Genomic DNA, 23,946 nt, shown 5'->3' on the forward strand with positions numbered 1-23,946 from the left:
CGAAGACCCTTTGCCTCAAGGCCAGGGATCACCAGCGATAAGCCACCCTCGTATACAGATAGCGGCCGCTGTAGCCGAATGGCGAGTAATCCGGATAAGGCCACGTGCCGCCTACGGCACCATCGCTGCCGGCGCGGTACTTCTGCGGATACACGTTGGTGAGGTTGTCCACGCCTGCCGTGAACGACCAGCCTGCCACCGCATAGCTCGCCGACAGGTCGAGCAGCCAGCGTGCCGGGAAGATCTGGTCGTAGCCGGGATTGCTTACCGGATCCTGGTTGACCCGGAACTGGCCGTAACGCGTGAGCCCGCCATGAAGGCTCCAGCCGGCCACCCCGTAGTCGGCTCCAAGCACGATCTTGTCCCTGGGCGCGCCGTCGGTGATGTAGCCCTGTGCGATGTGGCCGACGCGCACCAGCTCCAGGCCGTTCTGCGCCAGCTGCGGCGGATTGGCGGCGACCGAGAGGATCGACGTATGGTTCCGGCTGTACGCGGCACTCAGCTGGAGGTTGCCTGCGCTGCCGAAGTCGAAACGATAGCCGCTGCTGAGATCGACACCCCGGGTGCGGGTCTTCAGCGCGTTGGTGAAGTAGCTGCCGCCCTGGATGCCGGGGAAGCCGTGGTTGTCGAGATACGCTCGCACATCGTCGCCCACCAGGTTTTCCGATGGGACGATGCGGTTACCGATGGTGATCTGGTAGATATCGAGCGATACCGTCCAGGCGCCGGGGGCATACACGGCTCCCAGGGTGTAGTTGTGCGATTTCTCGGCCTTCAGCGGCTCCGCGCCGAGCGCCTGCGCCACCGGGTTGTTCACCGCGAAGTTGCGTATCTGCGTCGGCACGCCGCCGATGACATTGGTCGAGGTGGTCGAATAGAACTGCTGGGGCAGGGAAGGGGCACGGAAGCCGGTGGCCGCAGTGCCGCGCAAGGCAAAGGCATCGGTGAAGTCATACCTCGCGGAGAGCGTGCCCGAGGTGGTCTTGCCGAAATCCGTATAGTCCTCGTGGCGTATCGCGAGCGAACCACTCAGCTTGTCGGTGATCTGGTTTTCCAGGCTGATGTACTCGGCCACGTCATGCCGGCCGTGATAACCCGCGTCACCCGGCTGGAACCCCGGGAAACCCTGCGATCCCGTGCCGACATACGAGGCCGGCTCGCCTGCCGCGATGCGATAACCCTGGTAGAGGTATTCCACGCCGAAGGCGAGGGTCAACGGGTTCGCGAGCCAGTTGACCGAAAGATCCTTTGCAATATCGACATCGACGGCCTTCTGCGTTGCCACGAGGCGGCCCGCATCGAAGCGCGTGGGGCTGGCGGCGCCCAGGTCCACATTGAGCGTGTGCGTGGGGTCGATGCTCACGCGGCTGCGTCCGTAGTTACCGCTTATATCCCAGCGCCAACCGCCATCGGTGGTACCGCGCAGGCCGGCAACCACCGCACTATCGATGGAACGCACGTCATTGAGGGGCAGGTAGCCATAGGGGTAGATGGAGGGAATGTTGCGGCTGCTGTTGTACGTGCGGAACAGCGCAGGCGACGTGCCCTCGCGACTGCTGGTGCTGGCGAAGGCGTAGAAGTCGACGTTGTGTGCCACGGCGTACTGCACGTTGAGCAGCGCCTGATGGGTACGGATATCCGGTTCGCCGATGCGCTGCGTCTTCTGCCCATAGACCGGCGACGTGGGGTCCCGGTCATCGCGGCCGCCGCGATCGGTGGTATCCGCATGCCCCTGCACCACGCTTAGCCTTGCCCAGCCCTTGTCGCCACCCAGTGGCACGCCGATGCTCGCATCGCCCTGCCACTGCCTGCCATCGCCCGCGCTGTAGCGGCCGGCGGTGATGCTGGCCTCGTTGCTGCCCGGCGTAGCTGCGCCTTTCAAAACAATATTGATCACGCCGGCGATGGCATCGGAGCCGTACTGGGCCGAGGCGCCGTCGCGCAGCACTTCGATATGGTCGATGGCCGACACGGGAATCGCATTGAGATCGGCTGGCGCGGAACCACGACCCAGCGCACCTTGAAGATTCAGCAGGGCGCCGGTGTGCCAGCGCTTGCCATTGACCAGCACGAGGGTTTCATCGGGCGAGAGCCCACGCAGCGCGGCAGGCCGCACGATGCCCGAACCGTCGTTACCGGGTGCACGGGGGAAGTTAAGCGAGGGCACGAGGCGCGACAGGACGGCCCCCAGTTGGGTATCGCCCGATGACTGGAGATCCTGGGCAGTCACGATGTCGATGGGCGAGAGCGAACTGCTCTGGCTGCGGTTGACTGAACGCGTACCGGTCACCACGACCGTCTGCAGGCGCGTCGGATCCTTGTCGGGCGCCTCATCGGCATGGCTTGCGCCTGCCGCGAGTGCAATCAGGATCGAAACGACGAGGCGGGAACGCCCCGCGTGAGAGGTCCTCATGGGCAATATCCTTGGCAACAGGGAAGCGTTCGCGACCGGAGGCCACGTTGCGCGAAAGAAAGGTGTGGGCCGGGCAGGTGCCGGCCGGAAACTCAGTGCATCAGCGACGACAACAGCACGATGCACCGCTGGCGAGAGCGATGGATGCGTGCAGTGCGGGGGCGTGCTGAAGACTCATCGAGGGAGGTGGTCCATGTGAACATAAGGACGTATGGACGTCCGAACGCCATGCTGGTGCATGAAGCGCTTCGTGTCAAATTGCGCCTGTCCGATGCGGGCGCCCGGACACGCTCAGGTGGTCATGGCCACGCCGCGACGGCGCAGCATGTGGCCTGCCTGCACAAAGGTGTAGCCCTTGTGGCGCAAGGGATGCACCAGCTCGTTCAGGATCTCCACGATGGATGCCCGGCTGGTATCGCCATCGTCTCCGTCATGCAGCAGGACGATGGCTCCCGGATGCAGCTTTCGTGTGATTTCACCGACCACGCGGGAAACATGGCCCGGCGCCTCGGGGTCGGCCCAGTCCTGCGGATCGACCGACCACCCGACCAGCGTAAGCCCCTCACTGGCCAGCCACTCCACCTGCGCAGGCGATATCTCGCCATATGGCGGCCGGAACAACGTCACTTCCGACCCCGTGATGTCTTCGAGCACGCGGATCGATGGCAATACCTGGGTGCGTGCGAAAACCTCCGCCGAGAGCTGGCGCAGGTCGAGATGCGAATGCCCATGGCTGCCCACCTCATGCCCTCCCGCCACGATGGCGCGCACCATGTCCGGGCGGTGCAGGGCGGCCTCGCCCAGGCAGAAGAACGTTGCGGTGACGCCAAGCTGGTCCAGCGCTTCCAGTACGGCGGGCGTCACCACGCCAGGGCCGTCGTCGAAGGTCAGGCACAGATGCGGATCATCCGCGAGACCGCGCCCCAGATAGACCTGAGGCCATGCGGCAAGGAAGGCGTGGTAGTCCATGGATGCTTATCGTGTCAGCCAGGATTTGCGGTGCCCGGTGATTTCGTCGAACAGGCCGATAAGATTGGCCGGCAGCAGCAGCGTATCGATGCAGGTGTTGTATATCGACACCAGTACGATATCGAACCAGCGCAATTGCAGGCGATCGCGCGCCTGCACGCAGGCTACTCCATTCAGCACGGCCATGAGCAGCCAGTTGGCAAAGGCCAGGTCCAGCAGCAGCGGGCTGCGGTAGATCCATGCCCCCGCGATGCTGAGCAGCAGGGTAGGCAGCAAGGCCGATTGTGCCCACAACAGCCACCAGGGCAGCATCTTCACGGTGTTGGACCAGGAAATGCCCCAGGCCACGCGGAACGACTCCAGCCGCCCGCGCGCCCAGCGACGGCGCTGACGGAACAAGCCGAACAGCGTGGACGGACAGACCGTATACGCAATGGCCTCCGGCGCATATCCGATGGTGTAGCCGTGAGCGAGCGCGCGCCAGGTCCAGGAGATGTCCTCCACCAGCCACTCGCCCCAGCCGCCCAGCTCGCGGATGACCGACGTCTTGTGCAACGAGAATGCACCGGCCACCACGTTGACCATGCCGACGCGGCTTTGCACGTAGCGGATGATCGCCAGCGCGCCCACGTGTTCGTAAAACTGGAGACGGTGCAGCCAGGAGGTGTCCCGTCCGTCGGGCACGATAAGCCCGCAGGCAGCGGCATGCGTCGGCGAGGAGTACAGCTCTTCCACCGCGATACGCAGTGCGTGGGGCATGATCACCGTATCGCTGTCGATCACCGTGACCACGTCGGAATCCGGCGATAGCCGGGGCAGCGCGGCATCCAGCGCCAGCCCCTTCGCGCCGCCGTTCTTCTCCAGTGTCACCAGCACATAGTGCTTGTCGCGCGTACATCGAAGCCATTCGGTGAGCATTGTCGGCGTCGAATTGCTCGAACCGTCGTCGATCAGGATCACTTCGAGCCGGCCGGGGTAATCCGCCGCCTCGATGGCTTCCAGCGTGCGCAGGAAGGACGGCTCGGGCTCGTTATAGAAGGGCACGAGGATGGAAACGAACGGATACTCGGCCAGCCGCGTCTCGGCTCGCGTGGGCCGCAGTCGCCTCGCCAGGTAAAGCCCCAGCATGACGACCGTGCACAGGAACAGCAGCAACGTCGAGAAACCGATCAATCCGAGCAATACCGGCAAGCTGATCATAAAGCCCCTCATACCCAGCCACAGTCCGGTCGTGGATACCGGATGGCATTTCCATGGAGCGGGCGCACGCCGGTGGCTGGCGTGTCCATGGCCCGCGAAGCGATGACAACGATGTCAAAGCGCGTGCAACGGGGTCGGATATTCGGGGTCCAGACCTTCGGAAACTGTGAAAGCGGACACGTTTTTGTCGGACAGGGTGCATTCTTGCCGAAATTGCACTTTCGGCGACTCAGCGCGCCCTACAGTACGAAACGGCGTCCTCCAACGGTTCGCGGCCCTTGCATGGATGCATGTTTCCCATCCCGCCCCTCGCCGCGGAGGCATCTACCGTGAACGAATCGCACGCTGCATCGACGCCCATCCCGGGCACCGTTTTCAGGCCACGTTTTGACATCGGTGTCAGTACTACGGACTGCGGCCATGAACCGGGCGTGGAGCGCTACGACGCTGCGGCGGACGCCATCTCCTGGCCTCTGGTGGATTACTCGGCCTGCGAGCCGACCCTCGACCAGGAGGCCATCAACCGCTGGCTCGATGGGGCGGAACTGCGTGGCAAGTCGATCCTGCATATCGGAGCGGGCAATTCCTCCGTGGCACAACTGGTCGCCGGACGGGCAGCACGCATCGTGGGTGTGACGGTAGCGGTCAATGAACTGCTGCACGGCGAACGCCTCGATCTTCCTGGCTACACACTGCAACTGCTCAACAAGCATGGCGCACCGTTCGCCGACACTTTTCGTACCAGCCGTTTCGACTACGTCGTCGACAACAACCTCGCCAGCTTCGCCTGTTGCCAGAGGCACTTCGAGCGCTATTTCGAGACGATTGCCGGCCTGCTCGCCGAGGATGGCCTCGTGATTACGCACTGGACGGGCATGCAATGGGTGCTCGATGTAGGGGTCGATGATGTCGAGACCGCATGGCGTCTGGACGAAGCCAAGCTGACCACGATTGCCGCATCCTTCGGGCTGGATGTGATCCGCCAGGGTGACCTGTACTTCCTGCGTCGCAGCGCATAAGACGTGGCCCGGGGCAGGGGCGGCTCGATGGCAGGCCGCAGCATCATGCGCGGCCTGCGCCTGCTTCGCATCGGGTATCGCGAGCCCCGGCTCGGCTTGCTGATGCTCGATAACCTGGTGACCACGCTCGGCGCAAGTTTCACTCTGCTGGCACTGCCATTTCTTGTCATGCGCCTGAGCGGACGCGCCCTGGACCTGGGTGTCACCGCTGCGATCGAGGCCGTGCCCAGCCTCTGCCTGCTGTTGTTCTTTCCGCACCTCCTAGACCGGCTTCAGCCCCTGCGCGTGCTGCTGACCTGCAGGCTTCTCTTCGTGGCCAGCAATGCCATGGTGTGCTTGCTGACCTTCATGGGGATGATGTCTATCGGCATGATCTATCTCACGGCGCTGCTTGGAGGCATCGTCTGGGCCGTGGCGTATCCTGCGGGCCGCGCAGTCTTTCCGATGTATGTGCGTCGCACCCTCGTGCCTGCCGGAAACGCGGTACTGGCGCTGATATCGGGCGTAGCCACCGTCATGCTGCCGTTGCTGGCAGGTTCCGTCGTATTGGGTTCCCAGGGTACGCAGGGGCTTTCCGTCGCCTTTGGCATCGATGCACTGTGCGTGGCCTTGTCGATCCCCATGCTCGTCGCGGTAGGACGACGCGGTACGATCCGGTTACCGGCTCCGCAACAAGCGCCATCGCTGGATACTGGCGGAACCCGCATTCCTCGCCGCTTCTATGCGTACGTTCTGGTCAGCTCGGTACTGGTGTTCGGCCCGGTGCAGGTACTGCTGCCGATCATGCTCGTGCAACGGAATGATCCGCGCTACCTGTCGGTGTACGTTGCACAGTTCGCGGGCATCGGCCTCGCATCGATGCTTTCAACTGCCACTCACGCGGATATGCGCGGTGTCATCCGTCGCATTATCGGCTGTTGGACCGTAGCGGTATCGGGCTACGTATTGCTGTTCGCCGGCACGGGCCTGGCGACCGTGCTGCCTGCTTTCTTTCTGCTGGCTGCCGCATCGAATGTCTATGGCATTCAGTCGCAGTCGTGGTTGCAGATGACGGCTGCATCGCAACACATCGGGCAGGAAATGACCTGGCTCTCGGCCGTGACGCTAGGCGCCGTTCCCGTCGCCGCGTTATGCACCGGAGCGCTGGTGGATACACTGCAACCCGCCATGGCGGCAGGCATGATTGCACTGGCGATCCTTGTGGCAATTGTGTTGAGTGGACTGCGGCGCTCCGTCCAGGTGCGCCCACTGGCCTGACCTATGCCAACGCGGGAACCGCAAGCGGTTCCCGCGACATAAGGCTTTCACCTTGATGGATCAGCGTTCGCGACCGCCACCGCCGTGGCCGTCACGCCACTCACCACCGCGGAAGTTGGGCATCCGGTCGAAACGCTCCTCCGGTCGCGGGCGGTCGCGCGGACCGGGCAACGGTCCGTGATAGCCGCGACGGGGATCGAAGCGCGGATCGATGTGTCCGCGGAAGCCGGCCGGCCCGTGAAACCAGGGTCCCGCACCGATGAACACGCCGCCCAGGAACCATTCCGGACCGTAGTAGCCGTAAGGCGCGCACGGGTAGGGTGCATAGTCGTAATAGCCGTAGGGGCAGATGGGCGCCGGACCGATATTGACGCCGGCATCCACATAGACCTGCGCGTGTGCTGCGGCCGTGCCTGCCGAGCAGGCGACGAAGGCGGCGGTCAGAGCGATCGAACGAAGCATGTTCATGGCATCACCCGCGAAATCGTGCGAATTGGCTGGCTGCCAGGCTGGCACGAGCGGCCTGGTACCTGGACGCAAAAACGGCTGCGGGCGCCCTGGGTTTACGAGCGTGCCGCTTTACGGTCAGCCACCGTATGGAATCGGCAGGTCAACCAGCCGGCGAAGCGCGTCGTTGTAGCGGCGACCCCGCACGAAAGGTAACGATCATGCCGAATCGATCCATCAACCCTCTCGCCGAGGGCACCTGCCGGATGATATGCACCATTTCGGCGGCGATGGTGGGTGTCTGCCTCACGGGTATCAGCCTGCTGCGTGTCGTGATTTCGTATACGCGCACCGACACCATCACCGACGATCTGCTGGCGTTCGACGCCATTCTCTTTCTTATCGCTACGTTGGCCGCCTATTTTGCAATGCGCGTGGATTCGGATATCCGGTTGCACCGTCTTGAGCGCATTGCCGATGTGGCCTTCATCCTCGCCATGGTGATGCTGACCCTGGTGTGCTTTCTCATCACCTACATGGTCACCCTGTGATTTCTTGCGAAAAGAATGAGCGTACAGTGAACACGAAATGTCACGAATAAACGCATGACCGTCTCGTGCGTTCCTTCTGCGTAGCCGGATCGGCCCAACCGAAGGAGTACGACAGATGAGCGACGCGACCGATTCAGTGCGCAGGCCCCGCCGGAAGTGGCACTGGATCCTCGCCATCGTGGTCATCGCCGTGCTCGCGCTCGTGCTGTTTCACTTGTTCGCCAACAGCGGCAAGGGCAGGCAGGGCACGCCCGCCCAGCTGGTGAGCACGGCGAAAGTCTCCGTGGCCGACATGCCCGAGATCCTCAATGAGCTGGGCACCGTCACGCCCGTGGCCACGGTGAACGTGTTGCCCCAGCTCAGCGGCTATCTCACTGACGTGGGCTACAAGGAAGGACAGGATGTCGAGAAGGGCCAGTTCCTCGCCCAGATCGACCCACGCCAGTACCAGATCCAGAAGCAGCAGGCCGAAGCCCAGCTTGCAAAGGACCAGGCCAGTCTCGGCCAGGCGCGCTCGGACCTTGCCCGTTTCACGCAGCTGTTCCAGCAGAAATCCATCGCCGAGCAGACGTACGTGGACCAGAAATTCACGGTGCAGCAGGACGAGGCTGCCGTGAAGGCGGATCAGGCAGCCATCGCGCAGGACGACCTGGACCTGGCTTACTGCCATATCGTGGCGCCCGTGGCGGGCAGGGTGGGTCTTCGTCTCGTCGACCCGGGCAACTACGTCACCCAGTCGACCTCACCGGGCATCGTCACCATCACCACGATGAAGCCCACCACCGTGCAGTTCACCGTGCCGCAGAACGAACTGGGCAAGGTGCTTCGCCGCTTCGGCACGAGCGATTCGCTTCCCGTGACGGTCTTCGACAGCGACAACAGCCACCAGATCGCCACGGGCAAGCTCTATGCACTGGGCAACCAGGTGCAGACCAGCACGGGCACCATCAATCTCCGCGCCATGTTCGACAATGACGACGAGGCGCTCTATCCCAACGAGTTCGTCAACGTACGGCTGCTGGTGGATACGCTGAAGCAGGCGGTGGTGGTGCCCACGCCGGCGATCCAGAGCGGTGCCCCTGGCGACTTCGTCTATCTGGTCAATGCCGACCAGACCGTATCGGTGCACAAGGTGACCCTGGGACCGGGCGATGGCACCAACACGGTCATCACCTCCGGGCTTTCAGTGGGGCAGCAGGTGGTGACCGATGGCATGGACCGCCTCACGGACGGCGCGAAGATCCGTGTTGCCGGCACCAGTGCGCATGCCGGTAGTGCGGGAGGCACGGCCCCCGCGCATAGTGGCAGTTCACGGCGGCATGCCTCGTAAGCGCCGCTCATGAACATCTCCCGCCTCTTTATCCTGCGGCCGGTGGCCACGGCGTTGCTGATGCTTGCCCTGGTACTGGTGGGCCTGGTGGCCGTGCGCTTCCTGCCGGTGTCGTCATTGCCGGATGTGGATTACCCCGTGATCCAGGTGCAGACGTTCTATCCCGGCGCCAGCCCGTCGGTGATGGCCAATACCGTCACGGCGCCCCTGGAGGTGCAGCTGGGCGAGATTCCCGGCCTTCAGCAGATGACCTCGACCAGTTCGGCCGGCGCGTCGGTAATCACCTTGCAGTTCGACCTGTCGCTCAGCCTCGACGTGGCCGAGCAGAACGTGCAGGAGGCCATCAATGCTGCGTCCAGCCTGCTGCCCAGCGGCCTGCCTGCGCCCCCGACCTATGCCAAGGTAAACCCCGCCGATCGTCCGATCCTCACCCTGGCGGTGACGTCGGCGTCGATGTCACTGAACCAGATCGAGGACGTGGCCAACAACCGGCTGGGTTCGAAGATTGCCGAGGTGCCGGGCGTGGGCCTCGTGGTGCCTGCCGGCGGCAACGTGCCGGCCATTCGTGTCGAGGCCGATCCGAAGAAGCTTGCAGCCTATGGCCTCAACATCGATGACCTGCGTTCGCTGCTGGCCAACGTCAACGTCAGCCAGCCCAAGGGCAATTTCGACGGCCCGAAGCTCGACTACACCATCAACGGCAACGACCAGATTCGCGATCCCAAGGATTATCTCGCCACGGTGATCTCGTACCAGAACGGCGCGCCCGTCTACCTGCGCGACGTGGCGAAGGTGACCCAGTCGGCGCAGAACACCGAGCTGGGCGCATGGTACGGACACCAGCAAGCCATCGTACTCAACGTGCAGCGGCAGCCCGGTGCCAACGTGATCGCCACGGTGGACCAGATCAAGAAAGAACTGCCTGCGCTGGAATCCACCCTGCCGGCCGGCATGAAGGTGGACATCGTCTCGGACAGCACGGGCGTGATCCGTTCGTCGGTCTCCGACGCTGCGTTCGAACTCGCACTGGCCGTGGTGCTGGTGGTGCTGGTGATCTTCGTCTTCCTGCGCAACCTGCCGGCCACCATCATCCCCAGCATCTCGGTGCCGGTGTCACTGATCGGCACGCTGGCCGCGATGTACGAGCTGGGCTATTCCATCGACAACCTGTCGTTGATGGCGCTGATCATCGCCACCGGCTTCGTGGTGGACGACTCCATCGTGATGATCGAGAACATCGTCCGCTACCTGGAGGAAGGCAAGACCCCCATGGAAGCCGCGCTGGAAGGCGCAGGGCAGATCGGCTTCACCATCGTGTCGCTGACCGTGTCACTGATCGCCGTGCTGATCCCGCTGCTCTTCATGGGCGGCGTGATCGGCCGCCTGTTCAAGGAGTTTGCGGTCACCCTGGCGGTCACCATCGTGATTTCCGGCATCGTGTCGCTCACCCTGGTGCCCATGCTGTGTGCCCGTATCCTCCGTGCTCAGGCGCAACGGCAGCCCAGCCGCTTCGAACGCATCAGCGAATCCCTGTTCGACCGTCTGCTGGGTTCCTACGAGCGCGGCCTGCGTTTCGTCATGGCGCGACAGACACTGACCCTGCTGGTCTTCCTGGGGACCGTCGCAATCACGCTGGTCCTCTACGTGGTGATCCCCAAGGGCCTGTTCCCCGTGCAGGACGTGGGCGTGATCGAAGGCATCAGCGTGGCCGACAACTCGGTGTCGTATGCCGCGATGGTAGAGCGACAAGCCGCGCTGGCCGATGTGCTGGTGAAAGACCCCGACGTGGCCGGTATCACGTCGTACGTGGGTATCGACGGCACCAACAAGACGCTCAACAATGGTCGTTTCCTCATTGATCTCAAGCCCATCGGGGATCGCTCCGGTACCGCCGCCAGCATTGCGCGACGCCTGCAGAAAGACACCGCCAACGTCGCCGGCATCAGGCTTTTCCTGCAACCGGAGCAGGACCTGACCCTCGACACCACCGTATCGCCCAACCAGTACCAGTTCGTGCTGCGCGGTTCGTCACAGGACGAACTGGCAAAATACGTACCCGGACTGGTGAACCGGATGAAGGGCATCGCCTCGATTACCGACGTGACCAGTGACCTGGCCAACGATGGCCCGGCCGTGGACGTCGAGGTGAACCGCCAGCTGGCGGCGCGCTACGGCATCACGGCCGCCACCATCGACAATGCGCTCTACGATGCCCTGGGCCAGCGCATCGTCTCCACCATCTTCGAGCAGTCCGGACAGTACCGGGTGATCCTCGTGGCGAAGCCCGAGAGCCTGTCCACGGTCGATTCACTGGGCGACATCTACCTGCCGAGCCAGACCGGAAGCAGCGGACAGGTGCCGCTGAAGGGTATTGCGTCCATCCGCATCGTGAAGTCACCCCTGGCGATCAGCCATCTGGCCCAGTTTCCGGCCGTCACGCTTTCGTTCAACCTCGCCCAGGGCGCCTCGCTCAGTACGGCCGTCGCCGATATCGCCAGCGCAGAGAAGGCCGCAAACCTGCCACCGTCGGTGACATCGTCCTTCCAGGGTGCGGCGCAGGCCTTCCAGGATTCGTTGTCCAGCGAGGTGTATCTTCTGCTCGCCGCACTGGTAGCGGTCTATATCGTGCTGGGCGTGCTCTACGAGAGCTTCATCCATCCGGTCACGATCCTGTCGACATTGCCGTCCGCCGGTATCGGCGCGCTGCTGTCCCTGATGGTCGCCGGTCACGATCTCGACGTGATCGGCATCATCGGCATCGTGCTGCTGATCGGCATCGTGAAGAAAAACGCGATCATGATCGTGGACTTCGCCCTGGAAGGTGAGCGCACGCACGGAAAGACGCCGGCCGATGCCGTATTCGAAGCATCGCTGCTGCGTTTTCGCCCCATCCTGATGACCACGCTGGCGGCCATGCTCGGTGCCTTGCCCATGTTGCTGGGCACGGGCACGGGCTCGGAACTGCGCCGGCCGCTGGGACTGGCCATCATCGGTGGCCTGGCCCTCAGCCAGGTGCTGACCCTGTTCACCACACCGGTGGTGTACCTGTTCTTTGATCGCCTGGCTTCGCGCCGGCGCAAGGCACCGCAGCCGGCGATCGGGCCGCAGCCATGAACATCCCGGGGCTATTCATCGGGCGCCCCGTAGCGACCACGCTGCTGGCCGTCGCCATCCTGCTGTCGGGTGCCCTGGCGTATTTCAACCTGCCGGTGGCACCGTTGCCCAATGTCACCTTCCCGGTGATCGTGGTGCAGGCGAGCATGGCCGGTGCCAGTCCGGACATCATGGCCTCGACGGTGGCCGCGCCGCTGGAACGCAGACTGGGCTCCATCGCCGATGTGAGCGAACTCACCTCGACCAGCTCCGTGGGCTCGGCCATGATCGTGATCCAGTTTGGTCTGGATCGCGACATCAACGGCGCCGCGCGCGATGTGCAGGCGGCCATCCAGGCAGCGCGCGCCGACCTGCCGTCCACCTTGCGCAACAACCCCACCTACCGGCAGTACAACCCGTCCGATACGCCGATCATGGTGCTTGCGCTGACCTCGTCCACGCTCACGCGCGCCCAGCTTTACGACTCGGCCAATTCCATCCTCCAGCAGCAGCTGTCGCAGGTGGACGGCGTAGGCCAGATCACCCTGGGCGGCAGCGCGTTGCCCTCCGTGCGTGTGGAGCTGCATCCGGACCAGCTGAGCAGCTACGGTATCGGCCTGGAAGACGTGCGCGCCGCGCTGGGCTCGGCCAACGCCAACAGCGCCAAGGGGCATATCGACCAGGGCGACCAGCGTTTCGAGATCCTGTCGAACGACCAGATTCCGAAAGCCGCGCCGTATCGCGACCTGGTGATCGCCTATCGCAACAATGCGCCGGTGTTCCTGCGTGACGTGGCCGATGTGGTGGATTCGGCCGAGAACCTGCGCAATGCCGGCCTGTACAACGGCAAGGATGCGGTGCTGGTAATCGTGTATCCGCTGCCTGGCAGCAATATCGTCAGAACCGTGGGGCAGATCCGCAAGGTCCTGCCCTCCGTGGAAGCCTCGCTGCCGCACGATGTCCACATCGGCATCGCCGTGGACCGCTCGCAGTCCGTGAGCGCCGCCGTGGACGATACCGAGCGCACGCTATGCATCGCCGTGGTGCTGGTGATCGGGGTGGTGTTCGTCTTCCTGCAATCACCACGTGCCGTGCTGGTGCCCGCCGCCGCGCTGCCGCTGTCCATCATTGGCACGTTCGGCCCCATGTACCTGCTGGGCTACAGCCTCGACAACCTGTCGTTGATGGCGCTGACCATTGGTACGGGCTTCGTCGTGGACGATGCCGTGGTGGTGCTTGAAAACATCGCACGCCATGTGGAAGAGGGCATGGAGGTGCATGAGGCGGCCCTGCGCGGCAGCGCGGAAGTCAGCTTCACCGTGATCTCGATGAGCCTGTCGCTGATCGCGGTGTTCCTGCCCATCCTGCTGATGCCCGGCATCGTGGGCCTCTTGTTCCACGAGTTTGCCGTGACGCTGTCCATCGCCATCCTCATCTCGCTCGTGGTCTCGCTGACGGTCACCCCGACCATGACGGCCTATGTGCTGCGGCGCCAACAGAAGGCTTTTTCCGGAGGGCGCTGGGCAAGCTGGGCCGGGCGCCAGTTCGACCGCTTTCGCGATGGCTACGACCGCTCGCTCGGCAAGGCACTGGAGCACCGTACGCTGGTGACCGTGATCTTCCTGGTGCTGATCGTGCTCAACGTCGTGCTGGTGCGCTTCCTGCCATCCACCTTCTTTCCCGAGCAGGACAACGGCATCCTCACCGGCCAGATCATCGCGGACCAGAGTATTTCCTTCCAGGCGATGCAGCAGAAACTGGCTCAGTTGCAAGGCATCGTGCAGCGCGATCCCGCCGTGGCATCCGTGGCCGGGTTCACGGGGGGCAGGGCGCTCAATACCGCCAATGTCTTCATCGAACTGAAGCCGCTGGCCGAGCGGCAGATCTCGGCCGCCGAAGTCGTGGACCGCTTGCGTCCCAGGCTCAACGCGGTATCCGGTGCACGCCTGTTGTTGCAGGCCGCGCAGGATCTGCGCATCGGCGGCCGCCAGTCTGCTGCGGAATACCAGTACACCTTGACCAGTGACGACGCGAATTCGCTGTTCGACTGGGTACCACGCCTGGTCGACGCACTGGGAAAGCAGCGCAGCCAGCTATCGGACGTGAATTCCGATCTTCAGCAGCATGGCCTGCAGATCTACATCAACTTCAATCGCGCTACCGCCGCGCGGTATGGTTTCGCGCCCAACCAGCTCGACAGCGTGCTCTACGACGCATTCGGGCAGCGCACGGTGTCCACCATCTACAACCAGCTGAACCAGTACTACGTGGTGATGGAGGTAGCGCCGCAGTACTGGCAATACCCGCAGATGCTCGACCGCATGCGTTTCAGCACGGCGGCAGGCAATGCCAGCGGTACCCAGCAGACGCAGATGTCGTCGGCGCTGGTGAAGGGCGTGACCCTGGCTGGGAGCACGGCGGGCAGCACGAACTCGCGCAACGCCGACGCCGAGGCCAACCAGCTCAACAACGCCATCGCCAACTCCAAGGGCGGCAGTTCGAGCGGCAGCGCGGACAGCACGGCCTCGGAAACCCTGGTGCCATTCCCCGCCATGGCGAGTTACGTGGGCAACCACACCGCCACGCAGGTGAGCCACCAGGATGGCCTGGTGGCCGCCACCATCTCGTTCAACCTGCCGCCCGGCGGATCGCTGAGCGCAGCGGCCGCCACCATCGACCAGGTATCGCGGCAGATCGGCATGCCGGCATCGATTCACGGCAGCTTCGCCGGTGCGGCGCAGGTGTACGGACAGTCGATGTCCACCATGCCCTGGCTGATCCTCGCCGCACTGGCGGCGGTGTACATCGTGCTGGGCATTCTCTACGAGAACACCGTGCATCCGTTGACCATCCTTTCGACGCTGCCCTCGGCAGGCATCGGCGCAACCCTGGCCCTGCTTATCTTTGGCATCCCGTTCTCGGTGATCGCCATGATCGGCATCATCCTGCTCATCGGCATCGTGAAGAAGAACGCGATCATGATGATCGACGTAGCCATACACCTTCAGCGCGACGAGGCACTGGACGCACGCACGGCGATCCATCGCGCGGCAGTGATCCGGTTGCGGCCGATCATGATGACCACGGCGGCGGCCGTGCTCGGTGCCGTGCCCTTGGCCATCGGCCTGGGGCAGGGCGCCTCCCTGAGGCAGCCGTTGGGCATCACCGTCATGGGCGGCCTCGTGCTCAGCCAGATCGTCACCCTGTACACCACCCCGGTGATCTATATCCATCTCGACGGCCTGCGGGCCAGGCTGGCGGTCTGGTCCGCCCGCCTGCCGTGGAACCGCGCAGACGCGAGCGTACGGACATGAAGACATCCCACAAGACCCTCGTCGTCGCCATCGCGTGGCTGCTGCATGGCTGCATGGTCGGCCCCGACTACACCAGGCCCAGTGTCGCGATGCCTGCCAGCTACGCAACCCAGCCCGGCTGGAACGTCGCGCAGCCGGCGGACGACGCGCCCAAGGGCGAATGGTGGAAGGCCTTCCACGATCCGCTGCTGGATCAGCTGGAGCCCCAGGTCTCGGTCTCCAACCAGACCGTGCAGCAGAACTATGCCAACTACCAGGAAGCCCTGGCCGAAGTGCAGGAGGCCCGGGCCGGCCTGTTTCCCACCATTGGCATCAGCGGCTCGGCGACGCGCTCGCGTACCACTGCCGGCAGCCAGGCCGTGAATCCGGGCATCCGCACCTCGGGCTCGCTGGAAGGCAATGTCAGCTGGGCACCGGATCTGTGGGGCAAGGTGCGTCGTGGCGTGGAACAGAGCAAGGCCACGGCCGAAGCCAGTGCCGCCACGCTGGCAAATGCCACGCTGACGGAACAGGTCGCGCTGGCCAATGCGGTGATCGACCTGCGCGTCACCGATGCCAATATCGACCTGCTCACACAGACCGTGAATGCCTACAAGGAATACCTGCGCGTCGTGGCCAACCAGGGTGACGCCGGTATCAAGCCGCCGTCGGACGTGATCACCGCACGTACACAGCTCGAGAACGCACAGTCGAGCCTGATCGCGCTGGGCGTTTCACGCGCGAAGTATGAGCACGCCATCGCCGTGCTGGTCGGCAAGACACCGGAGGAACTCGCCATACCCCATGGCACCACGCTGCCCGAACTGCCTGCGGTGCCCGCTGGCGTGCCGTCGACCCTGCTGCAACGCCGGCCGGATATCTCGGTGGCCGAACGACAGATGGCTGCGCAGAATGCCGCCATCGGCGTGGCGATCGCCGCCTACTATCCGGACATTACGCTCTCGGGCGCGGATGGCTTCTCGCAGTCGCCGCTGGCTGGCCTGCTGCATATCGCCAACCATGTCTGGTCGCTGGGTGCGGACGTGAGCGAGACGATCTTCGATGGCGGCGCACGCAAGGGTCAGGTCGCTGCCACGAAGGCCTCTTACGAGGCCTCGGTAGCGAACTATCGCGAGACTGTGCTCACGGCCCTGCAGAACGTAGAGGATGACTTGTCTGGCATCAGCATCCTGGCGCAGCAGGCGGCCGTGCTGGACAGCGCCGTGGCCGATGCGCGACGCGGTTCCGAAATTGCCTTCAACGAATACCAGGCGGGCACGGTCGACTACACCACGGCCGTCACGGCGCAGACCACCTTGCTGAGCACGGAGCAGACGGCGCTGAGCGTAAAGGAACAGCGCCTGCTCGATAGCGTGTCACTCATCGGCGATCTCGGCGGTGATGCCAGTCCGCCAAAGACGGGACACTGAGCTGAAAACGAGAAGCCCGGCGCTCAGGCCGGGCTTCTGCGGGTGGATCAGTCCAGGCCGGTCCAGCGATGCTTCTCTGCCATCGCCAGCGCGAGCTTCGGACTGCGGCGTGCGATGCGCTCGTTCTTCTCGCGCTCCGCACGGATCGCGGGCCACTCGGCCAGATAGGCATCGAGCGTGGCCTTGTCGGACACATAGCGCGAGATGGCCTCGGGCGTGGCCGAACGTAGCGCGACGGCGCCGTTGTAGCCACCAAAGCCCTGCGTGGCGCAGACCGCGCCACCGTTGGCATTGCCCTCCGACGGCGCTGCCTGGAGATGGAAGTGGCTGGCGACTTCGGCCAGATCCGGATCGAGACGGCGCAGGGTGGGCACGCCCGGCGCCTTACGACCCAGCACGAACTGCAACGCCTGCGACACGGCCTTCAGGCCCGTCTCGCCCATGGTGTGGCCATCGCCGACGGCCTTGGGCGTGCCGACGAACAGCTTCGGCAGGTCGGCCTCGGCCACGCCCTGGCGCTGTCCCGCACCACGCAGCGCCGCCAACGCGGTACCGAGGTCGGTCTTGGAGTTGGTGCGGGTGCCCGTGGCATGCGCGGCGAGGTACTGGAAGTCGTGCACGCCGTAGCCGTGGCCTTCAAAGGCCATGTCCAGTGCCTGGACCAGAGCATTCTCGCCACCAAAACCCACGCCGGCGAAATGCGCCTTGCCGCCGGCTTCGGAGCTCTGGCCCCAGCCGACGATGATCGAGGTGACGTCGAGCTTGTTGCGCAGCGCGAAATCGAGGGTGGTGACCAGCAGGCCGGAACCGCCGTGGCCGACGACCGTGCCGTCGGCGTCGATGTCGAACGGGGCCAGCGAATCGTGCACGGTGCGTTCTTCGTCACCATGCGCGGCGTTTTTCGTGGCGAGCTTGTCGCCGGTCATGAGCGCGCCGCCGCCGAAGGCTTCCAGGATGCCGAAACGCGGCTGCAGCGCGGCATCGGCGGCCGTCAGCAGCACCATCTCGGGCTTCTGGTAGCCCGGGTAGTCGAACAGCAGCTGCGGCGCGACGTCCGCCAGTGCGATCAGGCTGGATGCGCAGGCGCCGACGGCCGTCATCGGTGCCTGGGGCACACGCATGAAGCCCACGTCGTCGGAGCGCAGCGACTCGCGCAGCTCGGGGTTCTTCAGCACGCGGCTGATGCTGTATGCCGGCGCAAGCATGGTCGAGACCAGCGCAGGCCCGTGCGAACCGAGCGAATGAGCCAGACGGACGGCGAAGGTATCCTTCGGGAAACCGCCTTCGGGCAACGGTGCGTCGGGACGCAGCCACTGGCCAAGGGCTTCCTGGCCACCGAAGGCCGTGGCCGCCGCCACACGAAAACCGAACGGCCGGGACACCAGCTCCGAGAGCGGACGCGGCAGGCCAGCCAGCGCACCGAGCGCGCCATAGGCAAACAGCTGGGCCTGGAGCGACGGGCTGAGCAACGGATCGTCCTGGAACAGGCCGTGCATATCCTTCAGCTTCGAGCCGCGGATGTCTTCATAACGCAGGCCAGCGAGGCGACGCAGGCCCACGGTTTCCAGATCGTGCGGCAGCGGGGCCGCGATGTCGGTGACCACGCGCGGGGCGAGGTCACGCACGTTGGGCACGTGGCGGATGCCGCTGTTGCTGCGCAGGGTGCGGCCGTGCAGGCGCTCCAGCTCGTCGAGCATGACCGGTTCGCCGGCCTGTTCGCCCGTGGCCCAGCGCATGCCGTCGGCCGCGTTGTCCGCCGCAGGGTCGAGCTCGACAAGGCCTGCATCGAAGGCCGCCAGGGGCAGGAATTCCGCGGACTGGGCCACGCGCGCCTGGTAGGTTTCCGTGGAACCCACCGCCGAGATGGAACAGGCGGTACCGACGGTGACGAGGACTTGGTCGCTTCTCAACATGTTCGGGTAATGACCGGTAAGACTAAACAATCAGTATAGAAGTATGAGCACCCTCGCGGGACCCACCAGCCAATTTAACCCGTCAGCGCGAACGCATCTTGTCTATCTCGTTGATTTGGCGATCTTTGGCTTGGGAGCAAAAAAGCCGCACCCCGGTGACGTCACCGGGATGCGGCCGCTCGGGAACCGTCGTGCCCGCTCAGCGGGCCGGCTTTGCCAGCACGACGTCGCGCACCCAGGCCTGCGCTGCGGCCGTGTCGCCGATGTCGCCTTCGAATTCCATGGCGGGCTTCTGGGGCTCGTTGTCGTTACGCTCGCGGCCATCGCGGGTCATGCTGGGTACGCCGATCGAACCGTTGCCACTGGGCAGTCGGGCGGCCACCGCTGTGCCGGTGCGCGAGTCCACGAAGGTCTCGGTACCTACCTGGGTCAGGCCCGGGATACGCTTGAGTTCGTCCACGAAGCCGATACACGCACTGCCGCAGCCATAGTCGGTGAGCACGATCACCCTGGCGTGGACGAGGCTGGCCGGTGCCGAGGAAGGCCTTGGCACATCGTGCCGGTTGGGCAGGTGGATGAAGCTTGCGCCACGCGCCTTTGCGGCATCCAGCAACCGGTCTTCACTACCGTCGTCCGGCAGGCCGTCGAGAGGCGCCTTCGATGGTGCATCCGCCCCGGTCTCCGGCGGTGCGGGGTCTAGCTCCTTGCCCTTTGAAATCCGGTAAACAGGCGATATCTGCATACGTGCCCGCGCGTAGTAATCGACGTATTCCGGCCCGTAGAGCGAGCGAAGTACGCCCATGAACCATTCGTAGGGGCCGCCGCCATTGCCGCGCACGTCGAAGACGATCACCGATTTGTCACGGAGCGCGGGCGCCATCTTGTAAAGCGCTTCGAATTCGTCGGACTGCTTGCGATTGGCTGGCGAGAAATTGCCCAGCCGTACCCAGGCGCCGTTGTCGCCAAACGAAGAGACTGATACGCCGTCGTCGAGCTTTGGCTGCATGCGCGTGGTGACCTGGGTCATCTCGCCGGACGAGATGCTGCGCCAGTCCAGCTCCACGGTCTTGCCGCCGATCAGGCAATGGACCGGCCGGCTTACGAAGGGACTGTCCGCGTCACGGAAGATCAGGGGGGCTGCACGTGCACGGGTGGAGCCGAGTCCGGGAATGATCCGTTCGTACGGCGCGATTCGTTCGGCCCAGTCGGCCATCGGCACGCCATCACACGAGGTGATCTCCGTACCATCCGGCAACGATGCCACCTCCGACTGCGCCACCAGGAAACGGTGTCCCTGATAGTTGGCGAGGAACCCCGGCCATTTGAACGACGTCTGCGTCAAACGGATGCTCACGTAGGCATGGGCATCGTCGAACACCGCGAAGAAGTGCTTCAGTGTCTGCCGGTAGCCTTCGAAGCTGTCGACATGGCGCAGGTCGTCATTGGCCTGCCGCCGGGCCTTGTCGAGCGTGCGGGAGAACGCCGCAGGATCAGGGTATACCGCGAGGATCGAGTGTCCCTTGAACCACTGGATGGCGAAGTCGACATCCCTGTCGGCCATGATGGCCCAGGCGTTGCGCGGTGCTGCCTCCGGTGCCTTGGTGGCATAAGCGGAAGAGACCAGCGGCAAGGTTGTGAGCAGCGCGGCGGCAAGACGGGAGAGCAGGGGATTGGGCATGATGAAGGCACGGCTTTCCTCGGAAGATGATGCCTCTTCGCAAATACCGTGCCACGCCATGGCGACGCCATACGGCGCGTTTCAGCGGGTCTCGACTGTCCGCGGACGTCCGCTGTCGGTTCCACCCTCCGTCAGCGCCCTGTCGACGTCACCCTGACTTCGCCGGCCCGGTATCTGCACACGGATGATCTCTGTTCCCCGAGGCCGGCAACCAGGTCATGCCAGGGACGCTATCCCGATGAGGATCGTATTGAATGGTCAGCGGCTTGCCCGCGCGCATGACCGACAGCTTCGCCGGCGTGTCCAGGCTCATGAACAAAGAGTAGATATCGACCGAGGTGTTGAGTACGTCGCCATCCTGAAGCCCTGCGCGGGCGGCGGGAGATCCTGCCTTCACCCCTGAAATCACGCCACCTGCGTCCAGACGCACTGGCTTGTCGAAGCCAAGGTCGAACAAGCCGACCTGTTTTCGGGTACCCACCACGCATGCACCGAAGGTGTCTGCGGGAGGCAGGATGAGCCGTCCCGCCATCATCGCATGCCAGTCGTCGAGGGCCCAGGGAGCCACCTTATCCTTGAGAACGCCTTCCCATATCTTGTCGTTCGAGGCAGCGCCGGCACGAATGCGTCGGCTGGCCTCGTTGGTCAGGTCCAGCACCGTCACAGAGGCATGATGCGCCCGCAGCGAGGCTTCCAGGTTGGCCAGATACATGAAGCCACGGTTGTACGGCACGATCCAGGCGTTGCGTCCCGTCCACATGACGGATGGAATACGCTCATCAGGCACGTTGCGCAGCGCATTGGAATAATAGGAAGCCGACATCTCGTTGATGGTGGCGAGGTAGTCACGCGCGCTATACAGTCCCGCGTCGTTGGGCAGCTTCACCGAGAAATACTCGGCGGCGCCTTCGGTGTACCACAGCCCTCCATCGGCCGGCACATCGTCGAAACTGGCGATGAGGCTATGGACCATCTCATGCGCTACGAGAAAGTGAAGCGACGCCTTGGACGTGTCGTAACCTGACGGCAGGTAGAGCATGAAGGCGCCTTCGCTGGCCCGCCCGCTGTCCTGGCCGCCGCCCTCATACGAACGCACGAGGAAATTGTAAGGCTTGTCGGCAGGCACCTTGAATGCCTTGCGCTCCACTTCATATGCCTTCGCTGTCCATGTGGCCAATGCATCGAGCTGTGATGGCTCCATGCCGAGCGCATAGACGGCGAAGTTTTTCGAACCGTCGTTGAGGACAGGCTTCTGCAAGGAGCCGGCGAGAAACACGACGAAGTTCAGCTTGTCGAAGCTGATTCTCGTGTTCGCATCCCCGTTGCCAAGGCTGGATACGGCCTGATGCCCTGCCGGGAGCTGCCAGTGCAGACTCAGCTGAACGTCCTTTGCCTTTATCTCGGGCAACAGCATGAAGCCGACAAAGGCGCCGGAAAGTCCGCCTCCGGCTGCCTGAAGATCAAGATGCGGCCCACGCTTCGGAGTGAGGGCGCGCGCAACCGGCACTGTATAGGCAACATGGACGACACCCACCGTGGGGCGGCTTGTCGACCAGACCTGATGCTCGGCATCCGTATCCTTGCGGATCACGGGTGCGGCCAGCGGAACCGGGCCCTTTTCGTCGGTGACGGCCAGTCCCGTGACCTGGTCGTCCACGCGCAGCAGGGAAGGGGACAGCGTGTCGAACACGAACGACGTCGGCGGGGCCTCACCGGGTGCGACGGATACGCTGTAAGTCACCGCGATGGCACGGGCCTGCCCGTTCTGTCCACTCACCTCGGCCAGTTGCATGTCGATTCTTGGCGGGGATGATGGCGTAGCCGCCATACCGGTGCCCATGCCAGCCATGCTCAGTAAGGTGGCGCAGGTGAACCATGCAGCACCCGACGATAGTTTGCTCATCACATTCCCAGGGAATATCTTGGCGTGACGCCATTCTGTCAGGTTATGCGACATCCTGAGTCAAGGGATTTGTTCACTATTGACTGGTGATGACGCCTGTATCAGCATCTTACGATGCGCATGGTATCAAACGTAGGGCGCAGGGGAAGCGTTGTCGCAGTTCGCAGACGAGATCAGCCGGAGAGCTAAGCCGTCGTGAGAGCATTAGTTGCCATTTCATTGCTGATATCTCTGGCGCTCTACCTGGTCCAGGTTTTCGTCTACACGACGGATCAGGAAGCCCTCATTTATAGCGCGTTCGGCAGCTTATGGTTCCTTGCCATGTACCTCAATGCATTCAGTGCCCACGTCAGGACCAAAAACACGGGCATCTTTATTCTTTCGGGTCTGGCCGCGCTCGGCCTGGGGTTCGTTCCCCATCGCCTGCGCCTTGGTCCAGAGTTCGATATCTACATAGTCCTGTTTCCGATGATCCATTTCCTGTCGACGTTCGCCTTCTTGTTGGGCAGGAGGGAGATGGTGACGGCGCGACTTGCCTGATGATTTAGTCAATGAATAGTATGTCGAGAATATTAATAACCTTGACCTGCCTATTTATGCTTGCCGCCTGCTCTTCATCAGGACTGGTTAAAAATGACTTTCCTGCTGATCAACGGTTCCTTGATGTGGCAGAGAATCCGAAAAAATTTGAAGGACATGAAGTGACTCTCAGGGCGTGGATCACCCTTCGCCATGAAGACAGGAATCTCTGGGCGACAATGAAAGATCATGAGTCCTGGAAACCAGTGCGCTGTTTATCTCTGGTCAATTACGACGCGCTGGCTAACCTTGAGCCTGATCTGGATGGGCATTTCGTAGAGGTAACGGGCACTGTAATTAATGACGCTTCCAACAACGGAACGGTGATCCGGCTGGGAGCTTGCAGGGATTCAGCCATCGAAATATCTGGTCCCTCAGCAGTCAGGCTCATGACCCAGTGAAGAGGGTCGCATGCCGGCTTAGCTTCTTTGTCATAAGCCGCACAGTTATGGAAGATGCACTGATGACGTCACATAAGAGAACCTGGGTCAGAGTCCCGGCTGGGGGACTGGCAGCGGTGCTGTTGATCCTTCCCTCTATAGTGACTGCGATCGTGTGGACCACGATCAATTTTTATATCACCGTCTTTTTTACTGCATCGACTATCGCTGTGGCGTATGTTCTGCCAAAAGCAAAGTGGTTTTTTGCTGTGATAACGGCCGCCCTCGTTGCCCTCCCGCCTTATCCAAACTGGGTGTATTGGAGCAGTCATGATGGCTGGTTCTTCTGGAGCGGCGAGTCACTGCGAAATCTCAACCTTGGCGCTAACGCGATCCTATTTACGGTAGCGTTTCTACTTTTTGCCGTCGTCTTTTGGGCATTCGGTGCCAAAGCAAGTGGTGCGAAAGAAGCGTCGCGGGATCCGTGGTAA

General features: G+C 63.3%; 17 protein-coding genes. 10 read left to right on the top strand and 7 right to left on the bottom strand.

Going from position 1 to position 23,946, the window contains the following annotated elements:
- Positions 1-28: 28 nt before the first annotated feature.
- The 3 genes from KR767_RS16670 to KR767_RS16680 all read right to left on the bottom strand — a co-directional run bounded on the left by KR767_RS16670 (position 29) and on the right by KR767_RS16680 (position 4,582).
- Positions 29-2,413, bottom strand: coding sequence for a TonB-dependent receptor plug domain-containing protein (locus KR767_RS16670; RefSeq protein WP_250877082.1), 2,385 nt, complete (start codon positions 2,411-2,413; stop codon positions 29-31).
- 291 nt (positions 2,414-2,704) lie between these two features.
- Positions 2,705-3,382: a polysaccharide deacetylase family protein gene (locus KR767_RS16675; protein ID WP_250877083.1), complete on the bottom strand. Its 678-nt coding sequence runs from the start codon at positions 3,380-3,382 to the stop codon at positions 2,705-2,707.
- Between the two features lie 6 nt (positions 3,383-3,388).
- Entirely contained in the window at positions 3,389-4,582 is a 1,194-nt protein-coding gene (locus tag KR767_RS16680) for a glycosyltransferase family 2 protein (RefSeq protein WP_166946549.1), read from the bottom strand.
- Between the two features lie 329 nt (positions 4,583-4,911).
- On the opposite strand from KR767_RS16680, the gene KR767_RS16685 reads away from it, so the two are divergent.
- Both KR767_RS16685 and KR767_RS16690 read left to right on the top strand, forming a co-directional pair.
- Complete coding sequence (locus KR767_RS16685) at positions 4,912-5,601, top strand: class I SAM-dependent methyltransferase (RefSeq protein WP_250877084.1); 690 nt, start codon at positions 4,912-4,914, stop codon at positions 5,599-5,601.
- 27 nt (positions 5,602-5,628) lie between these two features.
- A complete protein-coding gene (locus KR767_RS16690; protein WP_250877085.1) occupies positions 5,629-6,858 on the top strand; it encodes an MFS transporter in 1,230 nt (409 codons plus the stop codon).
- A 60-nt stretch (positions 6,859-6,918) separates the two neighbouring features.
- Here KR767_RS16690 and KR767_RS16695 read toward each other — a convergent pair whose 3' ends face one another.
- A complete protein-coding gene (locus KR767_RS16695) occupies positions 6,919-7,326 on the bottom strand; it encodes a hypothetical protein (protein ID WP_208392395.1) in 408 nt (135 codons plus the stop codon).
- A 200-nt stretch (positions 7,327-7,526) separates the two neighbouring features.
- Between KR767_RS16695 and KR767_RS16700 the strand changes: the two genes are divergently transcribed.
- The 5 genes from KR767_RS16700 (at position 7,527) to KR767_RS16720 (ending at position 17,002) form a co-directional block, all read left to right on the top strand.
- Entirely contained in the window at positions 7,527-7,856 is a 330-nt protein-coding gene (locus KR767_RS16700) for a hypothetical protein (protein WP_166946552.1), read from the top strand.
- A gap of 115 nt (positions 7,857-7,971) precedes the next feature.
- Positions 7,972-9,186 (top strand): efflux RND transporter periplasmic adaptor subunit, encoded by a 1,215-nt coding sequence (locus KR767_RS16705; protein WP_250877086.1) that lies wholly within the window; start codon positions 7,972-7,974, stop codon positions 9,184-9,186.
- A 9-nt stretch (positions 9,187-9,195) separates the two neighbouring features.
- Positions 9,196-12,300, top strand: coding sequence for an efflux RND transporter permease subunit (locus KR767_RS16710; RefSeq protein ID WP_250877087.1), 3,105 nt, complete (start codon positions 9,196-9,198; stop codon positions 12,298-12,300).
- Positions 12,297-15,593 (top strand): efflux RND transporter permease subunit, encoded by a 3,297-nt coding sequence (locus tag KR767_RS16715; RefSeq protein ID WP_250877088.1) that lies wholly within the window; start codon positions 12,297-12,299, stop codon positions 15,591-15,593. The genes KR767_RS16710 and KR767_RS16715 overlap by 4 nt, the downstream gene beginning before the upstream one ends.
- Entirely contained in the window at positions 15,590-17,002 is a 1,413-nt protein-coding gene (locus KR767_RS16720; RefSeq protein WP_250877089.1) for an efflux transporter outer membrane subunit, read from the top strand. Before KR767_RS16715 ends, KR767_RS16720 begins: the two co-directional genes overlap by 4 nt.
- Before the next feature lie 47 nt (positions 17,003-17,049).
- On the opposite strand, the gene KR767_RS16725 is transcribed toward KR767_RS16720, so the two are convergent.
- From KR767_RS16725 to KR767_RS16735, 3 genes are all read right to left on the bottom strand, one after another.
- Positions 17,050-18,915, bottom strand: a complete 1,866-nt coding sequence (locus KR767_RS16725) for a beta-ketoacyl-[acyl-carrier-protein] synthase family protein (protein ID WP_250877090.1) — start codon at positions 18,913-18,915, stop codon at positions 17,050-17,052.
- A gap of 199 nt (positions 18,916-19,114) precedes the next feature.
- The gene (locus tag KR767_RS16730) at positions 19,115-20,653 is read right to left on the bottom strand and encodes a S41 family peptidase (protein WP_250877091.1); all 1,539 of its coding nucleotides are present in this window, start codon (positions 20,651-20,653) and stop codon (positions 19,115-19,117) included.
- Between the two features lie 88 nt (positions 20,654-20,741).
- Positions 20,742-22,496, bottom strand: coding sequence for a M61 metallopeptidase family protein (locus KR767_RS16735; protein WP_250877092.1), 1,755 nt, complete (start codon positions 22,494-22,496; stop codon positions 20,742-20,744).
- 195 nt (positions 22,497-22,691) lie between these two features.
- Between KR767_RS16735 and KR767_RS16740 the strand changes: the two genes are divergently transcribed.
- The 3 genes from KR767_RS16740 (at position 22,692) to KR767_RS16750 (ending at position 23,946) form a co-directional block, all read left to right on the top strand.
- Positions 22,692-23,036 (top strand): hypothetical protein, encoded by a 345-nt coding sequence (locus KR767_RS16740; RefSeq protein WP_250877093.1) that lies wholly within the window; start codon positions 22,692-22,694, stop codon positions 23,034-23,036.
- Between the two features lie 11 nt (positions 23,037-23,047).
- Entirely contained in the window at positions 23,048-23,476 is a 429-nt protein-coding gene (locus KR767_RS16745) for a hypothetical protein (protein ID WP_250877094.1), read from the top strand.
- Positions 23,477-23,538: 62 nt separating this feature from the next.
- On the top strand, positions 23,539-23,946 hold the full coding sequence (locus tag KR767_RS16750; protein ID WP_250877095.1) for a hypothetical protein: 408 nt from the start codon (positions 23,539-23,541) through the stop codon (positions 23,944-23,946).

This window comes from Luteibacter anthropi, assembly GCF_023699965.1.
GTDB classification, from domain to species: Bacteria; Pseudomonadota; Gammaproteobacteria; order Xanthomonadales; family Rhodanobacteraceae; genus Luteibacter; species Luteibacter anthropi.

Coding starts and splice junctions, on each gene's coding strand:
- KR767_RS16745 (WP_250877094.1), top strand. CDS start 23,048: ATGAATAGTATGTCGAGAATATTAATAACCTTGACCTGCCTATTTATG.
- KR767_RS16690 (WP_250877085.1), top strand. CDS start 5,629: ATGGCAGGCCGCAGCATCATGCGCGGCCTGCGCCTGCTTCGCATCGGG.
- KR767_RS16715 (WP_250877088.1), top strand. CDS start 12,297: ATGAACATCCCGGGGCTATTCATCGGGCGCCCCGTAGCGACCACGCTG.
- KR767_RS16730 (WP_250877091.1), bottom strand. CDS start 20,653: ATGGCGTGGCACGGTATTTGCGAAGAGGCATCATCTTCCGAGGAAAGC.
- KR767_RS16695 (WP_208392395.1), bottom strand. CDS start 7,326: ATGAACATGCTTCGTTCGATCGCTCTGACCGCCGCCTTCGTCGCCTGC.
- KR767_RS16670 (WP_250877082.1), bottom strand. CDS start 2,413: ATGAGGACCTCTCACGCGGGGCGTTCCCGCCTCGTCGTTTCGATCCTG.
- KR767_RS16675 (WP_250877083.1), bottom strand. CDS start 3,382: ATGGACTACCACGCCTTCCTTGCCGCATGGCCTCAGGTCTATCTGGGG.
- KR767_RS16700 (WP_166946552.1), top strand. CDS start 7,527: ATGCCGAATCGATCCATCAACCCTCTCGCCGAGGGCACCTGCCGGATG.
- KR767_RS16750 (WP_250877095.1), top strand. CDS start 23,539: ATGACGTCACATAAGAGAACCTGGGTCAGAGTCCCGGCTGGGGGACTG.
- KR767_RS16710 (WP_250877087.1), top strand. CDS start 9,196: ATGAACATCTCCCGCCTCTTTATCCTGCGGCCGGTGGCCACGGCGTTG.
- KR767_RS16720 (WP_250877089.1), top strand. CDS start 15,590: ATGAAGACATCCCACAAGACCCTCGTCGTCGCCATCGCGTGGCTGCTG.
- KR767_RS16725 (WP_250877090.1), bottom strand. CDS start 18,915: ATGTTGAGAAGCGACCAAGTCCTCGTCACCGTCGGTACCGCCTGTTCC.
- KR767_RS16680 (WP_166946549.1), bottom strand. CDS start 4,582: ATGATCAGCTTGCCGGTATTGCTCGGATTGATCGGTTTCTCGACGTTG.
- KR767_RS16735 (WP_250877092.1), bottom strand. CDS start 22,496: ATGAGCAAACTATCGTCGGGTGCTGCATGGTTCACCTGCGCCACCTTA.
- KR767_RS16705 (WP_250877086.1), top strand. CDS start 7,972: ATGAGCGACGCGACCGATTCAGTGCGCAGGCCCCGCCGGAAGTGGCAC.